This is a genomic window from Bifidobacterium sp., assembly GCF_022640935.1.
In the GTDB taxonomy this organism is placed as follows: Bacteria; Actinomycetota; Actinomycetes; order Actinomycetales; family Bifidobacteriaceae; genus Bifidobacterium.
Genome location: NZ_JALCCV010000023.1, coordinates 1 through 17,013, shown reverse-complemented (window position 1 = coordinate 17,013; position 17,013 = coordinate 1). Strand labels below are relative to the sequence as shown.

Annotated in this window: 12 protein-coding genes and 1 other RNA gene; 5 read left to right on the top strand and 8 right to left on the bottom strand. The window is 62.2% G+C overall.

The genetic code is table 11. The annotated features are described in order from the left end of the window. Positions 1 to 29: 29 nt before the first annotated feature. From LKG04_RS06500 to LKG04_RS06490, 3 genes are all read right to left on the bottom strand, one after another. On the bottom strand, positions 30 to 2,276 hold the full coding sequence (locus LKG04_RS06500; protein ID WP_291763463.1) for a DNA gyrase/topoisomerase IV subunit B: 2,247 nt from the start codon (positions 2,274 to 2,276) through the stop codon (positions 30 to 32). A 189-nt stretch (positions 2,277 to 2,465) separates the two neighbouring features. After that, entirely contained in the window at positions 2,466 to 4,016 is a 1,551-nt protein-coding gene (locus LKG04_RS06495) for an RNA polymerase sigma factor (protein ID WP_434734890.1), read from the bottom strand. Between the two features lie 134 nt (positions 4,017 to 4,150). Further along, positions 4,151 to 4,828: a DUF4192 domain-containing protein gene (locus LKG04_RS06490; RefSeq protein ID WP_291763457.1), complete on the bottom strand. Its 678-nt coding sequence runs from the start codon at positions 4,826 to 4,828 to the stop codon at positions 4,151 to 4,153. 202 nt (positions 4,829 to 5,030) lie between these two features. Here LKG04_RS06490 and LKG04_RS06485 point away from each other — a divergent pair, with 202 nt between their 5' ends. Next, the gene (locus LKG04_RS06485) at positions 5,031 to 6,149 is read left to right on the top strand and encodes a polyprenyl synthetase family protein (RefSeq protein ID WP_291763454.1); all 1,119 of its coding nucleotides are present in this window, start codon (positions 5,031 to 5,033) and stop codon (positions 6,147 to 6,149) included. 78 nt (positions 6,150 to 6,227) lie between these two features. Next, on the top strand, positions 6,228 to 8,684 hold the full coding sequence (locus tag LKG04_RS06480) for a protein kinase domain-containing protein (protein ID WP_291763451.1): 2,457 nt from the start codon (positions 6,228 to 6,230) through the stop codon (positions 8,682 to 8,684). Here LKG04_RS06480 and LKG04_RS06475 read toward each other — a convergent pair. After that, positions 8,665 to 9,399, bottom strand: a complete 735-nt coding sequence (locus LKG04_RS06475; protein WP_291763448.1) for a lysophospholipid acyltransferase family protein — start codon at positions 9,397 to 9,399, stop codon at positions 8,665 to 8,667. The genes LKG04_RS06480 and LKG04_RS06475 overlap by 20 nt on opposite strands. 98 nt (positions 9,400 to 9,497) lie before the next feature. Between LKG04_RS06475 and LKG04_RS06470 the strand changes: the two genes are divergently transcribed. Beyond that, a complete protein-coding gene (locus LKG04_RS06470; protein WP_291763446.1) occupies positions 9,498 to 10,082 on the top strand; it encodes a hypothetical protein in 585 nt (194 codons plus the stop codon). A gap of 175 nt (positions 10,083 to 10,257) precedes the next feature. Here the strand turns inward: LKG04_RS06470 and trpD are convergent, their stop codons facing one another. The 3 genes from trpD to hpf all read right to left on the bottom strand — a co-directional run bounded on the left by trpD (position 10,258) and on the right by hpf (position 15,579). After that, positions 10,258 to 11,304, bottom strand: a complete 1,047-nt coding sequence (gene trpD, locus LKG04_RS06465; RefSeq protein WP_291763444.1) for an anthranilate phosphoribosyltransferase — start codon at positions 11,302 to 11,304, stop codon at positions 10,258 to 10,260. 272 nt (positions 11,305 to 11,576) lie between these two features. After that, a complete protein-coding gene (gene secA / locus LKG04_RS06460) occupies positions 11,577 to 14,471 on the bottom strand; it encodes a preprotein translocase subunit SecA (protein WP_291763441.1) in 2,895 nt (964 codons plus the stop codon). Between the two features lie 427 nt (positions 14,472 to 14,898). After that, positions 14,899 to 15,579, bottom strand: coding sequence for a ribosome hibernation-promoting factor, HPF/YfiA family (hpf, locus tag LKG04_RS06455; protein ID WP_291763438.1), 681 nt, complete (start codon positions 15,577 to 15,579; stop codon positions 14,899 to 14,901). 176 nt (positions 15,580 to 15,755) lie between these two features. Between hpf and rnpB the strand changes: the two genes are divergently transcribed. Both rnpB and LKG04_RS06445 read left to right on the top strand, forming a co-directional pair. Then, an RNA gene (gene rnpB, locus LKG04_RS06450) (RNase P RNA component class A) lies at positions 15,756 to 16,122 on the top strand. Between the two features lie 23 nt (positions 16,123 to 16,145). Beyond that, positions 16,146 to 16,427 (top strand): hypothetical protein, encoded by a 282-nt coding sequence (locus LKG04_RS06445; protein WP_291763436.1) that lies wholly within the window; start codon positions 16,146 to 16,148, stop codon positions 16,425 to 16,427. A gap of 15 nt (positions 16,428 to 16,442) precedes the next feature. Here LKG04_RS06445 and LKG04_RS06440 read toward each other — a convergent pair. Continuing rightward, a partial coding sequence (locus tag LKG04_RS06440) for a regulatory protein RecX (RefSeq protein WP_291763434.1) occupies positions 16,443 to 17,013 on the bottom strand: 571 nt, incomplete at its 5' end.

Here is a 17,013-nt window from a genome sequence, read left to right as displayed (position 1 = left end):
CCAGTTTCTTGGAAAGGTCGCACGCCGAATCAAGTATCGATGCGCGAGCGGTCGAAGTCGTCGGCGTTTTCGATGATGAATTGCTTGCGCGGCGGCACTTCGTCGCCCATGAGCAGCTCAAACATGTCGCTGGCGTGCGCGGCGTCCTCCATGCGGATGCGCCGCAGCATGCGCGTGCGCGGGTCCATGGTGGTGTCGGCCAGCTGGTCGGCGTCCATCTCCCCCAGACCCTTGTAACGCTGCACATCGCTGTTGAAATCGATGCGCTGCCGCGTCAGTTCCTCGAGCCTGCCCGCCAATTCGTCATCCGAGTATGTGTAAATGTATTCGCCTTTGTGTTTGCCTGCCAGCGCGATGCGGTGCAGCGGCGGCACGGCGGCGTAGACGTGGCCGTATTCGATCAGCGGTCGCATATAGCGGTAGAACAGCGTCAGCAGCAGCGTGCGGATGTGCGCGCCGTCGACGTCGGCGTCGGTCATCATGACGATTTTGTTGTATCGCGCCTGCTCGATGTCGAAGTTCGGCCCCGAGCCCGCGCCGACGACCTGAATGATCGCAGCGCACTCCTTATTCGCGAGAATCTGCGCAAGCGAAGCCTTCTGCACGTTCAGGATCTTGCCGCGAATGGGCAGCAGCGCCTGGAAGCTGGAATTGCGGGCCGCCTTGGCGGTGCCCAATGCGGAATCGCCCTCGACGATGAACAGCTCGGCCACATCGTCGTTGCCGGGTTGGCAATCGGAGAGCTTAGGAGGCATGGAGGCGGATTCGAGCGCATTCTTGCGCCGCGTGACCTCCTTGGTCTTGCGCGCCTGGATGCGCGCATGCATCTCGCTGGTGATCTTTTCGAGCACGCGGGCGGACTGCTCTTTATAGCCGCGCTTGGATCCGGCGATCATCTCGCCGAACTGCTTGTCGGTCATGCGCGAGACGATGCCGCGCACCGCCGCCGTGCCGAGCACGTCCTTGGTCTGGCCTTGGAACTGCGGCTCTGCGATGCGCACGGTGACGACGGCCACGAGCCCGGCGAGGATGTCGTCGCGCTCGACGCGGGTGCTGGCATCCTTGAGATTGACCTTGAGCTTGCGGGCGTTGTCTTCCACGGCCTTGCGGATCTGCTTGGTCAGGCTCTGCAGGAAGCCGTCGACATGCATGCCGCCGCCCGGCGTCTCCACGACGTTCACGAAGCTGCGCAGCGTCGTGTCATAGCCATTGATCCAGCGCAGCGCGATATCAACGCCGCAGTCGCGCGTGACCTTGCGCGCATGCAGATCGCCGTTCTCGTCCACGGCTTGCGTTTCCTCGCTGTAGGTCGCGGTGCCGGTGATATGCCAGATGCCACATACCGCCTCGCCATGCGAAAGGTAGTCGACGAAATCTTTGACGCCGCCGGTATGCAGGAATTCTTCGACGCGCCGGTGGGTATGGCCTTGGGCCTGGGTGACGATCAGGGAAGTGGCCGATGCCGGGCTTGCAGGTGTCGCGGCCTCATCATCGGCCTCTCCGTCGGCTTCGCTCCCGATCTGGGCATCGACTTCCATGAGATCGTCGATATCGGCATCGCCCGTTTCGGCGATATGCTCGTCGATGACGATGATTTTGAGGCCCGGAACGAGGAAACTGGTCTGGCGCACGCGGTCGATGAGCAGGTCGTAGCTGAATTCGGCGGTGTCGTTGAATATCTCGGGATCCGCCCAGTAGCGCACGCGTGTGCCAGTGGTGCGCGGGCTGACCTTGCCGATGATCTGCAGCTCGGTCGGCTTGTTTTTCCTCGTGCGCTTGAATGGCGCATCCGGCGAGGGCCGCTGCGGATCGGCGTCCCTGTAGATGCCAGGATGGCCCTGGTGGAAGGCCATGTGATAGGTCTTGCCATTGCGATCGACTTCGACGTCGAGGCGTGAACTGAGCGCGTTGACCACCGAGGAGCCGACCCCGTGCAGGCCGCCTGCGGCGTTGTATGAATTATTGCCGAATTTCGCGCCGGCGTGCAGCTTGGTCAGTACGACCTCGACGCCAGTGAGCTTGGTCTTGGGCTCCACGTCGACAGGGATGCCACGGCCATTGTCGGCCACTTCAATCGAGCCATCGGCATGCAGCGTGACGATGATGCGGCTGCATGCGCCCGCCAGCGCCTCATCCACCGCGTTGTCGATGATCTCCCACAGGCAGTGCATGAGACCTTGGCTGTCGGTTGTGCCGATGTACATGCCTGGGCGTTTGCGCACGGCGTCCAGGCCTTCGAGCACCGACAGGTTCTTGGCGTTGTAATCCTCAGCCAATTGTTGTTCTCCTCAATAATTCACGACGAATCCCACGTCGAATCCCGCTGCAGGCCATGTGACTGGCATGTGACTCATGCACGCCATTCCTGACACCGTACCCGCAGCGAAAAGCCACACTCGCCGTTCATATGACGACGGGAAGAGCCTGATCGCCGGTCTGCCGGCGCTGCTGAGCCAAGGCCCGGATCATTGGTCGAGGAAGTCGCGCAACGTCTGCGACCGCGAAGGGTGGCGCAGTTTCGACATGGTCTTCGACTCGATCTGGCGGATGCGCTCGCGGGTCACGCCGTAGACGCGCCCGATGTCATCTAGCGTTTTGGGCTGGCCGTCCTCGAGGCCGTAGCGCATCTTGATGACGCCCGCCTCACGCGGGGACAAGGTTTCGAGCACCTGTTTGAACTGCTCCTGCAGCAGGGAGAAGGCCACGGCGTCCGAAGGGGCGATCGCGTCGGTGTCTTCGATCAGATCGCCGAACTCGGAATCGCCATCTTCACCGAGCGGGGTGTGCAGCGAAATCGGCTCGCGCCCGTACTTCTGCACCTCCTGCACCTTCTCGACCGGCATGTCGAGCTCGCGGGCCAACTCGTCCGGCGTGGGCTCGCGCCCGAGATCCTGCAGCATCTGGCGCTGGACGCGCGAAAGCTTGTTGATGACCTCGACCATGTGCACGGGCACGCGAATCGTGCGCGCCTGATCGGCCATGGCGCGGGTGATGGCCTGACGGATCCACCACGTGGCATAGGTGGAGAACTTGAAGCCCTTCTTCCAGTCAAATTTCTCGACGGCGCGGATGAGGCCCAGGTTGCCCTCCTGAATCAGATCAAGGAAGAGCATCCCGCGTCCGGTGTAGCGCTTGGCCAGCGAGACCACAAGGCGCAGGTTCGCCTCGAGCAGGTGGTCCTTGGCCTTTTTGCCGTCGTTCGCCGCCCATTTGAGTTCGCGTCTGCGGCGGAACTCCATGCCGTCGCTTTCGGTGTCGAGCAGGTGCTGGGCGTAAAGCCCGGCCTCGATGCGTTCGGAGAGATCGACCTCTTGCTCGGCATTCAGCAGGCTGACGCGGCCGATCTGCTTGAGATAGTCCTTGACCGGATCAGCCGTCGCCCCTGCGGCGACCACACGCCGCTTCGGGTTGCCCGAAGGGGTGAGATTCTCGTCGTCGTCATCATCGCGCACCACGAAAGCACCTTTGGCCTTGGGCACCACCGGCTCGTCATGCTTGTCGTCGCCTTCGTCGCCGGTCTCGTCATTGTCGTCGTCGTCGGCATTCGCATCGTCCAAATCGTCGCTTCCGGTGTCGGATTCATTGTCGCCTTCGTCGCCGGTTTCGTCATTGTCGTCGTTCATATCAATGTCATCGTCGAGACCGTCGATATTCTCGTTGTCTTCCTCGCCATCATCGATGTGTTCGTCGTTTCCGATCTCATCGACCGGCTCCACTGGCCGCTTGGACGCCTCGGACGACTTCTTTGCGGCTGACTTGACGCCGGGCTTGCCGGTGGTTTTCTTCACAGGCCGGGCCTTGCCCGCGGACGTGGCTGTGGCTGTGGCTGTGGATTGCGGCACCGCACCGCGCGATGTTTTCTTGGCGTTCTTGGCGGGAGCCGCCTGCTTGGCTGCCCCACGCTTCCCGCCGTTTCGCTTCGCCGCCGTGCTCTTCGCCGCAGCGTTCTTTGAGGAGGCATCCGTCGTAACCTGGTCAGCCTGTTCCGTGATTGCCGTCGTATCCTTCGTCGCCAAACCTATCCTCCTGGGTGATCCTGCCGTAGCGTACATAGCACAAAGGCACACTTCTGACAAGGGCAAATCGTCAACTATTGGAGTTAACCATCTTGCACGGACGATTATTCCCGCGATTTTTCTTTTCCGCCGTCTCATCCTCCGGCCATAGCTGTTTCTTTCCCTCTATTTACAGGGCCTATGCCGTGTTCCAAGGCCGAGCATATGATCGCTGCCAGCGTGCATCGATCATCTCGATCAAGGGCTTCGAGCGCATATCGCAAGGCCGAGCTATCTCCCAGCCACCACAGGATGTAGCCGGCAACGGCAAGCGGCTGCACGCCGAAGCGTCCCGACGTGAACTGCGCGACATCCAGCATCATCCCCACGCCGGCACGGCAACGTCGGCGATCCAGCGGCGCCTGTTCGTCTTCGAACGCGCCGCGCAACAGGCGGTACATGGCGCGCGCATTGCGCGGATCATGCGGATGCGCGGCGAAGGCGACCATGCGGCGCTCGCTGCACTGGCCGGCGCCGGCAACCAGCGAGACGATCAGTGCATCTCTTATCGAGAGCGTTTCGGCCATTCCCACGGCGAGCATGGCCATGTCTTCGCGTTCCAACACCGTCTCGTGTTGCGACGCAACGGCGGCCGTTTCCAAACCGCGCATCCACGAGGCGAACGGCCGGGCGATCCAATCGGCGTCGGCTTGCGCAACGCCCTTGTACCTGCGTTGCTCACGGAAAAGCTGCGCTTGCGTTTCCAGTTCCTCGAGCGTAAGCTCCTGCATCTGCGGCATTTCTCGCGTCGTTGCCGGTGTCTGCATGTCCATGATGCCATCCTTTCCGCGGTTCGCCGCGCTCGTTTCGCCCAATCGTTCGTTCAGTCGCATTGCACAACGGCAACTGGTTCTTCCACTATGCGCAAGTCGGCAGCGTCGCGGCAAGCGAATCCGGGCAATGTGGATAAACGGTTGTTTGCGTTGCAATGACTGCGTTTTCGTTTTGTCATGACGATGTGGATAACTCGTAGGTATGAGAACAGCAGGCGATTGGGGCACCCTTGAATCACGCATGGACGTGTTGACGGCACGCTTCCTCGCAACGCCGCAGGACTCCCCCATGCCGTATGCGGGTCTGCTCGATAAAGTCCGCATGCAGGCGCTCGCCTCGAATTCAGGCGGCAAGCGCTTGCGAGCGCTGCTGGCTCTGGACGCCTATGATGCGGCGGCCGATTCGCTCGGGCACGGTCAATCCGCGTCTGCGCCGTCGGCGGCGACGCCGCCGGCGACGCACAATCGCGAAGCCATGCTGGATCTTGCATGCGCTTTGGAGATCTACCAAACTTCAGCCCTGATCCATGACGACATCATCGACGATTCCGATCTGCGGCGCGGCGCGCCCAGCGCGCACAAGGCGCTGGAATTCGGCGGCGACGAGCGTCTCGGGGGCGGCTTGGCCCTTATGCTGGGCAACCTGCTGGCGACGGCGAGCGTGCGCATCGCCGACGCGGCGTTGGCGCAGCTGCACAGCCCTGGCACAGGTGCGCAGGTGTTTTTGGACATGCAGCGCGCAGTCTCGATCGGTCAGGTGCTCGATCTGTCGGCGGAAACGATCCCGCTCGATGATCCGCAGCGCCTCGCACAGGCTTCATTGGAAGTATTTCGCTGGAAGACCGCGAGCTACACCGCTATCGCTCCGCTCGAACTGGGCTTCCTGGCCGCCGGGCTTGATCCGGCCGGCGCGCATGAAAGCGCCTTGCAGATCGGGGAGCCACTGGGGATCTCCTTCCAGCTCGCCGATGATCTGATTGATGTGGATGCAAATGGCCATTCCAGCGGCAAGCCGTTGGGCGGCGATATTCGCGAGGGCAAACATACGGTGCTGCTGGCCGATGCGCTGCAGCGCGCCGACGCCCAACAGCGCGAACGTCTGCTGGCGATCTACGGCGCCTCCACCCGTTCCGGCAGCGATGTGGCTGAGGTGATCAGGTTGTTCGCGTCCACCGGAGCCGTGGCGCAGTCCAGGCGGCGCATCAGCGCATTGTTGCGCAAGTCCAGCGCCGCAATCGAAAAAAACACGTTGCTGAGCCGCGCGGCCAAGACACTGGTGCGCAGCGCCTGCGCGCGCATGATGCCGGCGTATGACGCATAAGTCTCGCTTGCGGCATGTACACTAAGGGATGATTATTCTCAAGGCATATCCACGAGACGAGGGGCCGTACACACCGCCATGATTGAAGCCGCGCAAGCGCCGCAAGGGCAGACGATCGAGGGACGATACCGCATCGTGCGCAAGATCGCCGACGGCGGCATGGCCACGGTCTATCAGGCGCTTGACGAGCGGCTCGAACGCACCGTCGCCATCAAGATCATGCATATTCAATTGGCGCGAGGCCCCCATCGTGACCAATTCGTGCAACGTTTCCACCGCGAGGCCAGGTCGGCCGCAGCCATCGCCAACGCCCATATCGTGCAGGTCTACGACACCGGCGCATACGAAGGGCTCGACTACCTGGTCATGGAATATGTCCATGGCGTCAATCTGCGTCATGAAATGGATGCGCAGGGCACGTTCAGCGTGCGCGAGACGCTGCGCATCACCGCCGAAACGCTCGAAGGCCTCGCCGCCGCGCATCGGGCCGGCGTGGTCCATCGCGACATCAAGCCGGAAAATATTCTGCTCAACGACCGTGGGCATGTGCAGATCACCGATTTCGGCTTGGCCAAGGCCGCCTCGCAGGCCACGCTTTCCTCCACCGGCATGCTGCTGGGCACCGCCGCCTACCTCGCGCCCGAGATGATCGAACGCAATCAGGCGACCACGCAGGGCGATCTGTATTCCGTCGGCATCATGGCTTGGGAGATGCTCGCCGGCGAAGTCCCATTCAGGTCCGAAAATCCGGTGACGTTGGTATTCAAACATGTGCACGAAGATGTGCCTGCGCTTTCCGGCCCTTGCCCGGGCATCGACGAGCGCGTGTCGGCGTTCGTCGCCCATCTGACCGCACGCGCAGTCGAGGCGCGCCCCGAGAACGCCCAAGAGGCGCTTGACGAGCTGCGCGCCATCACAACCTCCCTGGATGCAGGCGCCTGGCAGTATCACCTCGCTCTTGCGCGTGCGGGCGAAGCAGACACCACCGCCAATGCCGCTGCCGGCATACAGCCGCAGGCGCGGCAGTCGGATGGACGCCCGCACCTCGCAGGCACAGGTGCGCAGCCTTCCGATACCGTTCGTACGCCGCTGGGCGCTGCTGCCGTCCCGCTCGCCCCGTCGGCTCCCCCCGTTCCCCCGTCGCAACGTCGGCCAACGCCGCAGACGTCGACGGACATCCATTCGGGCGCGCAGACGAATACGGAATATCGCGCAACGGGCGCCCTGCACGAAGCAGACGCCCTGTCTGACGAAGGTGGCGCCTCTGCGCAGGCATTCCCCGGTTCGGCGACGTCCAATGGCGGCAGCCAATCGACGACGCAAATGCCGCCCCAAGATGCTCCGGCCGCGCCGACGCAGATATTGTCGCCGGCGCGGCAAACCGGCAACCGCCAAAAGAAAAGCGCTCAGGCCGCGACGCAGACCATCGGTCTGGCGCCAGCGCGGCCTTCGCCTGACGGTGACGCCCATACCAACGGCAGCCGCGACCCTTCAGACGTCAGCGTCAATGCCGATGGCCTTCGCAGCTCCGATATGAGACCCAAGCGCGGATCGCACCATAGGCGCAAGCCGCTGATCATCGCGCTTGCCATAGTGCTGGTGCTTGCCTTGTCCGGCGGCGGCATGGGCTGGTGGTATCTGCGCGGCCCCGGCAGCTATTGGTCATTGCCCAAGCCCAGCGATGCGAGCTGCGCCGCAGACGCGCCATGCGCGATAGCCGACGTAGCTTGGGAGCCGTATGAAAGCACGCTGAAAGTCGCGAATATCCCGTATCAGGCCACCAAACGCTACAGCGACAGCGTGGCCAAAGGCCACATCATCGCGACCGAGCCGGCGCATGTCGGCGACCGGGTCGGCAAACGCGATGGCAGCACGGTCACCATCATCATCTCGCAAGGCATCAGGCAGGCGACCATTCCCACCGATATTCTCGACCCGACCTCCGCCAACGGCAAGGACCCGATGGCGGCGCTTGACCGTCTCGGCTTCACGAATGTGAAACACGACGAATCCAAGGACGATTATTCGCTCACTCTGCCTAAGAACACGGCCAGCGCGATCACCCCCGACCCGGGCACGACGATGGATCATAGCAAACGGATCGACATCACGCTGTCCAAAGGCCCGATGCCGGTGAGCATGCCCGACGTGGTGGGTCGGTCGCGCGACGATGCGCAGGCTGCTTTCGACGATGCCAAGCTCAAACCGACCTATTCGGAGGATTTCAGCGACACTGTGGCTGCGGGCGATGTCGTTTCGGTCTCTGTGCAGGCCGGAACGCAGCTGCTTTGGGGCGACGAGGTCGACGTGGTCGTATCCAAGGGCCCGGAAATGGTCACGATACCTGATGTGCGCGGACGGAACACCGATGACGCACGTAAAACCCTCGAGGCATTAGGTCTGCAGGTCAAGGTTTCCGCGCCGCTGGGTGACTTGACCCATACCGTGCGTCTGCAGGACCCCAGCCCTGGCCAGCAGGTTCGTGTGCGCAGCAAGACCGGTGCGAAAACAGTCGTCACGCTGACTGTGGTGTGATCGCCGTCTGCTCCGCGTGCTGCTCCTGATGCCCTTCCTGCTCTTTGAGCCGCGCCTTGACCTTCTGCGCGTATTCGTCGACGTAATCCTGGCCGCTGAGCTTGCGAATAGCCTGTACGACCCGATCGGTCAGCGCGCGCAGCTCATCATGGGTGATTGCCTCGGAGCCTTTTTTCGCCACCGGAATGGGCGTGCCGTACAGCACCATCGTCCTGCCCTTGGCGGGGATCAGCTGACCCGGTTTTTGCAGCTCGCGGCTGCCGACCACCGCTGTCGGGATGATCGGGCATCCGGTTTCCAGCGCGAGCTTGGCAGCGCCCACATGGCCGCGGTACAGCTTTCCGTCAGGACTGCGCGTGCCTTCGACATGAATGCCGAAAAGATGTCCTTCCTCCAATATTCCCTTCGCATGGGCGAGCGCTCCCAGCGATTTGGAACCGCCGGAACGGTCCACGGGGAAAACGCCCACTGACGTGAACCACCATTTCTGGAACTTGCCCTTGATCCCTTTGCCCTCGAAATATTCGGCCTTGCCCATGAAATGAATCATGCGCGGGCTCGTCAGCGGTATAAGCGCATCATCGATGACGGCCAAGTGGTTCGAAGCGATGATCGCCCCGCCTTGGCGCGGGATATTCTCGATGCCCCGGCCTGCAGGATTCATGCGCCGACGTGCGATCGGGCCTAGGCCTTTGACGAAAAACCAGTAGAGCACGGCTCTCCCTTTCCCCTGACGACAGGAAGACGCGCCATCTGCACGGCACGCCCGGCGAATCGTCATTTTATTACGGCATCGCTATTACAGTGGTGTCTATGACTGATCTCAACAATAGCAACGCCGAAGATGAGCGTCCAACGCCCGCCCCGGATGATGGCGCGCACGATGCGCAGAATCCGCATGGCGCCAAGCCTGACGACGAGTTGTGGGCCGAGTTCGAGAGCGGTCATGCCGATGATTTGGGCGACATCGCGCATTCGCGCAGCGCCAAACGCTTCGAACGGCGCGCGGCGCGCAAGGAGAAGGAGGCGTTGCTGTCAGTAGGCGACCTGGATGAAGGCGCGTTCACGGACGACATGCCGCGTCCGACGCGGGGCCCTCGTGATTTCACAGCATCAAGCTGGCTGGACACCGATGCCGTTCTTGACGCGCAGGGATCGGATTTCGTGCCGCCCAATCCGGTGATCGGGCATATCGATGCCACGATGATCGTGTTCTGGACGATGCTCGTGGTCGGCATCGCAGGAGTCATCGCCTCGGTGCTGCTCCCCCAGTTCACCACGCTGCTGGCCACTGTGTTCGGCGTGTGCACGCTGATCGGCGGCGCGGGACTGCTCACGCGGCACCGCGGGCATGCGAAAGGCCGCGGCGACATCTTCGACGACGGCGCCCGCGTCTGACTTTGAGCGGCTTTACACAAACCCTTGGCGACCCGTTGGTGGTGTGGTGCGGGCGCTGACCTGCACGCGGCCGACGGCATTGGTGATATTTTGAGGGACACCTGCGATATTTGCGATACAGAGGCATCGCGGTGTCCGTGCCACTGTATCGCTGATGCCGTCGGTGCCGCTGATCTTACCGCTTGGAACGAGCCGTCTCGATCCACCGGTCGAACAAAACCTGCGCGGCGCCGGAATCCACGGTCTGCTCGGCGAGCGCATACGCCGCTTTGAAACGTTCGATCAGACCGCCTGAAGGTACACGATGGCCGTCCGCGACGATGGCCGAAGCCGCGTTGAGCAGCGCGGTCGAACGAGAGGCGACCGGTTCGCCAGCGAGGAACTTGCGGAAAACGGAAGCGTTGAACGCCGGCTCGCCGCCTTTGAGCGCACTCACATCGATGCGTTCAAGACCCAGCTGCCCCACCGGATCGAAATCTATTTCAGCGACCTTGCCATCGGCGATCTCCCAGACGGAGACTGGGCCAGTCGGGGCGAGCTCATCCAAACCTTCATTCGACGTGTAGACCATGCCGCTCTGACCGTGTTCGGCATATACCTGCGCCATCAGCGGGCTGAGCGCGCGGTCGGCGCAGCCGATGGCCACATGCTGCGGCCTGGCCGGGTTAGTCAGGGGCCCAAGCACATTGAACACGCATGGAATTCCTAACGCTGAGCGTACCGGGCCGACGAAGCGCATCGACGGATGGAAGGTCTTGGCGAAGGCGAAGGTGATGCCCACTTCGTCGCCGACCTCGGCCACCGCCTGCGGCGTCAAATCAAGCGGCAGCCCGAGCGCCTCAAGCACATCGGCGGCGCCGCATTTCGACGACGCGGCGCGGTTGCCGTGCTTGACGATTTTCACGCCTGCGGCAGCCGCGACCACTGATCCCATGCTCGAGAGGTTCACTGTCGACGCGCCGTCGCCGCCGGTGCCCACGATGTCGGTGAGTTCGCCGCTCACATGCAGCGGCACCGCATGGGCGACCATGGCCTGCGAGGCACCCGAAATCTCATCGGCAGTCAACCCGAGCTGCTGCTGCAACGCGAGCACCGCGCCGACCGCTGCAGGATTGGCATCGCCGTTCATCAGGCCGTCCACGAACCATCGAGACTCGGTTGCATTCAGATGGTCGCCGCCGACCAGTTTGATGAGAATCGATTTCCACGTGATCTCGGACATATGGCCCTCCCTTAAGGCGAATGCTGCATCGCATATGATACGACACCATAGCGCGTCTTATTCTACTGTCTCCATGTCACGAAGCCTGGACGCGTTTCGCACACCGTGTGTGCCTGCGGCCGAAAAGCGGTTGCGCAGAACAAATAAAACAGGGGCGGAGAATATCGTTTCCGGTATCCGTCACCCCTGTTGACCATCAGGAAAACCACTGAACGTGAAAGACGCTGGCAGCGGTCTCGTCAGACCGCTGCCAGCGTCTGGTCACCTCCGCATCACTTTTCGTTCTGGCCGTGGCACATCTTGTATTTGCGTCCTGAGCCGCACGGGCACGGCGCATTCTTAGCGGTACCGGGGAAAGTGCGGCCATCGGACCATGGGGTCTTGAGCTCTTCGCTCTTGGGCCGCTTATTCGCAGGGATCTTGCCCTCGGCGTGGCTGATGGGTGCCGGTCCGACGATGCCGGGTGCCGACTGGTTTGTACCAGCGGCTGCGGCGGCAGAGCCGTCAGCATCAACAGTCACGACGGAATCCTCGGGCGCAGCGGGTGCGGTGCTGACCGTCGCCTCCTCGACATCATCTCCAGAACGGGCAAGGCCGATCGCCGATTCGGCCGCATCGACCGCAATATCCTCATCCTGCTCGGATTCCAGATTTTCCGTGCGAGCCACCTGCTCGACGTCGACATGGAAGAGCAGCTGGACGCTTTCCTCTTTGATTGCCTCGATCATCGAGTTGTACATCTGGAAGCCTTCGCGCTGGTATTCGACCAGCGGGTCACGCTGGCCCATGCCGCGCAAGCCGATACCGTCCTTGAGATAATCCATCTCGTAAAGATGCTCACGCCATTTACGGTCGAGCACCGCAAGCACGACACGTCGTTCGAGCTGGCGCAGGCCTTGAACGCCGATCTTCTGCTCGAATTCGACATATTGGGCCTTAGCGTCCTCGACGATAATGTCGCGCAGCTTCGCGACGGCCTTCTCGTGCTTGAGACCAGTGGTCTTATCTTTGGTCTCGGCCATGTCTACACGAATCGGGAAGACCATGTTGAGCGCCTTGAACAGCCCTTCCCAATCCCAATCAGCAGGCTTGTCGGAACCGTTGTTAGCGCCCCTGATGTAGCTTTCGGCGGTGTCGGCGATGAAACGCTCGATGTCATCGTGGATATCCTCGCCTTTGAGCACCGCCTGGCGCTCGGCGTAGATGACCTTGCGCTGCTTGTTCATCACGTCGTCGTACTTGAGCACGTTCTTGCGTATCTCGAAGTTGCGCGATTCCACGGACTTCTGCGCGTTGCGCACGCCCTTGGAGACGCTCCTGGACTCGATCGGCTCGCCTTCGGGCATGCCTTTGGCCATGACGCGGGCGACGAGCTGCGTGTTGAACAGGCGCATCAGATCGTCTTCCAAGCTCAGATAGAACCGGGATTCGCCAGGGTCGCCCTGGCGGCCGGAACGACCGCGCAGCTGGTTATCGATGCGCCGCGACTCGTGGCGTTCGGTGCCCAGCACATACAGGCCGCCGAGCTTGGTGACCTCCTCATGCTCGTCTTTGGCCTGGGCTTTCATCTCGGCAAGCGTACCGGGCCAGCGGTCCTCATACTCTTGGGGGGTGTCTTCGGGCGAGAAGCCTTCGGACTTGAGCTTCTGATCGGCCAGGAACTCGACATTGCCGCCGAGCATGATGTCGGTGCCTCGTCCGGCCATGTTGGTAGCCACGGTGACGGCGCCCTTGCGCCCGGCAACGGCCACAACCGCGGCCTCGCGCTCATGCTGCTTGGCGTTCAGCACCTGATGCTCGATGCCGGCTACACCCAACAGCGAAGAAACGACTTCGGAAGATTCGACCGAGGCGGTGCCCAACAGCACCGGCTGGCCCTTCGTATGCCGCCTGGCCACATCTTTGACGATCGCGGTGAGCTTCTCCTTCTTGGTGCGGAAGATCAGGTCGTCCTTGTCTTGGCGGATCATCGGGCGGTTCGTGGGAATCGGCAGCACGCCGAGCTTGTAGGTTCCCATGAACTCGGCGGCCTCGGTTTCGGCGGTGCCGGTCATGCCTGCGAGCTTGTCGTACATGCGGAAGTAGTTCTGCAAGGTGATGGTAGCGAAGGTCTGGTTCTCGGCCTTGACCTCGACTCCCTCCTTGGCCTCGATGGCCTGATGCAGGCCCTCATTGTAGCGCCGCCCGGGCAGGATGCGGCCGGTGTGCTCGTCGACGATGAGCACTTCGTTGTGCGTCACGACATAGTCCTTGTCGCGCAGGAAAAGCTCCTTGGCCTTGATCGCGTTGTTGAGGTAGCCGATCAGCGCCGTGTTGTTAGGCTCGTACAGGTTGTCGATGCCGAGGAAGTCCTCGACTTTCGTGATGCCCGGGTCGAGGATGCCGACGACCTTCTTCTTCTCGTCGACCTCGTAGTCCTCGTCGCGGGTCAGCTTGGTGACCAGGCGTGCGAATTGACGGTACCAGCGTGTCACGTCGCCCTCGGCCGGCCCGGAGATGATGAGCGGGGTGCGGGCCTCATCGATCAGGATGGAGTCGACCTCGTCGACGATCGCATAGTTATGCCCGCGCTGCACCAGCTCGTTCTTCTCCCACGCCATGTTGTCACGCAGATAATCGAAGCCGAACTCGTTGTTGGTGCCGTACGTGATGTCGGCGGCGTACTGCTTGCGGCGTTCCGCCGGCTTCTGATCGGTGATGATGCAGCCGACGGTGAGCCCCAGGAAACGGAAGATACGGCCCATCAACTCGCTCTGGTAGCTGGCCAGATAATCGTTGACGGTGATGATGTGGACGCCTTTGCCCCCGAGCGCGTTCAAATAAGCCGGCAGGGTCGCGACCAAGGTCTTGCCTTCGCCGGTTTTCATCTCGGCGATGTTGCCCCAGTGCAACGCCGCGCCACCCATGAGCTGCACGTCGAAATGCCGCTGGCCGAGCGTGCGCTTGGAAACCTCGCGCACAGTGGCGAACGCTTCGGGCATCAGATCGTCGAGGCTTTCGCCATCGGCAAGCCGCCGCTTGAATTTGGCGGTCTGGCCCTTGAGCTCGTCGTCGCTCAAAGCTGAGATCTCATCCTCAAGAGCGTCGACGGCCTTCGCCACGTTCTCCAGCTTCTTGATCTGGTGGCCTTCGCCCATACGAAGTGCCCTGTCGACGATATCTACCACGTCTTGCTCCCTGGTCCGTCTTATTTGTCTTGTCAGCTGTCTTGAAACGCGCATAGCCCAGTGCCATTCGGCCAGACACAAACAGTGCCTATACTACGCGACCTCGGGGATTTTCACGAACGCCGTCGTCGCGCCTGCCCCGCTGCGCGTTCCCCCGGCGATTTCGCTCGGCACCCGCCCGCTATTGCCGCCGTATCGCCAGAGGACGGTTCCGCTCTGAGCTGTCCGCCGCCTGCGAAGGCACATACGCAGCGCGTGCACAGCACAACATTCGCATGGAATATTTGCATCGCACAGCACGGGGCCCACGCATCACGTTCGCTGCGTGGGCCCCGGAATGCCTGTTTGAGTTTTGCGGCCTATCGGCCTGGATCATGAGCATCGATACGGGCATGGAGCCGATCGGACCCCCAGCGGCATCAGATGATCAGACTTCGGCATCGACCTTGGCCTTGGCGACATTCTCGGCGGTGTCGATCTCGAATACACCGTAACTCCAGCCGTGGCGATGATAGACAACGGAGGGCCGCCCGGTCGCTTTGTTGACGAACAGGAAGAAATCGTGGCCAATCAGCTCCATCTCATACAGCGCCTCATCGATGGTCATCGGCTCGGCGATATGCAGCTTGCGACGAATAACGATCGGAGTGTCTCCGACCTGCACTTCGACCGACTCGCCGGGCCCCAGCTCGGAAGCCACGGCTGCCTGCGGGCTGTTGTTGGTCTCCTCGGGCTCCTCTTGCGGCTCCTCGGGCGGCACGACGACGCCCAGATCGATGGGGGCGGGATTCGTGTATCCGCGGCGGTGGTCCTTGCGGCGGTCGCGAGTGCGGCGCAGGCGCAGCGTCAGCTTGTCGAGCGCCATGTCCAACGCGCTGAACTCATCGGTGCTGGAGGCTTCTGCGCGCACGACGGAACGGCCTGCTATCACGGTGATCTCTACGCGTTCTGCAGTGTCCGCCTGACGGGGATTGCCCTCATGCGACAGCATGATCTGCGCGCGTTGGGCATCCGGCGCAATGGCGGTCACACGATTCATCTTGCTTTCGACGACATCGCGGAACCTTTGCTTGATCTGCGTGTGACGTCCGGTGACGACGATTTCCATGTGGACCTCCTAACTCAAGCGGTCTCCCGCTATATGTGTGCTGAACAGCGTCTTCACCATTCAGGTATATTTCATTGTAATCGACATGCAGGTAAACAGGCGGTGACGCGCAGGAAAATGCCGTTCTGCGAACGCATTGGATAGTGTGCGCGGGTGTTGATACAATATGACCCGGTTGAGATCTCACGATGGCCGCGGGCCTGCCGCAGGGCGGGCCTGAGGAACTTCCGGGCTCCGCAGAGCACGATGGCGGATAACATCCGCCCAGGGCGACCTGAGAGATAGCGCAGCAGAGAACAGACCGCCCGGCCCCATGGGTCGAGCAAGGGTGAAACGGCGGTGCAAGAGACCACCGGGCCCCTGGCAACAGCGGGTCGCATGGCAAACCTCATCGGGAGCAAGGCCAAGCAGAAGGCGTCAAGAGCTGCTCGCTCGAGCCTTCGGGTAGGCTGCTAGAGCCTGGCGGCGACGCCAGGTCGAGATGGATGGCCATCCGCGCGTTTCGGCGCGCGACAGAACCCGGGGTATGAGAGGTCTCAGCCTTTACCTCTTGCATATCAACGGCAATGGCCGCGATGCAGCCGAATGCGGCGAATCAGAACGGTTCCAATCCCAATCGGCCTGATGACATGAAGCCTGCGGGCGTCGGTCAAGCCACTGCGATGGCGAGCAACGGGACGCGCCCAGCCTCAATTGTCGCGCCGAGCCCGACCGATTGGGGGTTCCCCGAATCGGCTGAGATTTCATGTTGCGGCGACAGCTCGTCGTCGAGACGGCGTCATCAGCACGACATCCGCAAGAACTCATACACGATAGCGGGCACGCCATCTCCCCTCATCGCCGACTAACCCCGTCAATGACCTTCAGCGTCGGTCATCGGAGCCTTGAGCGTCGAACAGCTCGTGGGCGATATCGCGCAGAACCGAAGGACTATGCCCCTTGTGGCCGCCGGCACTCCACAGCCGTCGTTTTCGGATTTGGGGATCGAGCCCGCTCGTTTTCCTTGCCACCGAACGTCCGAGCTCCCATGCCGAGGCCTCGAAAGCGCCGCTGAGAGCAGCCTCTCGCACGACTTCCTCGGCCAGAACCCGATCCACGCCTTTGCGCGTGAGCGCCATCACCGTGCCGCGCCGACCATACATGCGCTCCAAGCAGGAGCGCACCGCCGACTCCGCGTAAGCACGATCATCGATCAATTGCACCGCAGTCAAACGGCTGATGACTTCATCGATGGTGTCCGGCTCAAAGCCTTTGGCCGCAAGCCGGTCACGCAGCGCCCCCGATGGCCGGGCGGCTGCATCGAGCAGCGTCAACGCCGCCTCGCGGCAGGAATCGACATCCTGCGAGTCCTCTCGTTTGCATCCATCGTCCGCCGACGCGCGCGAGGCGCTGAAAGCGCCACGGAAAGATCGGCCGCCAAAGGAACCACCGCTC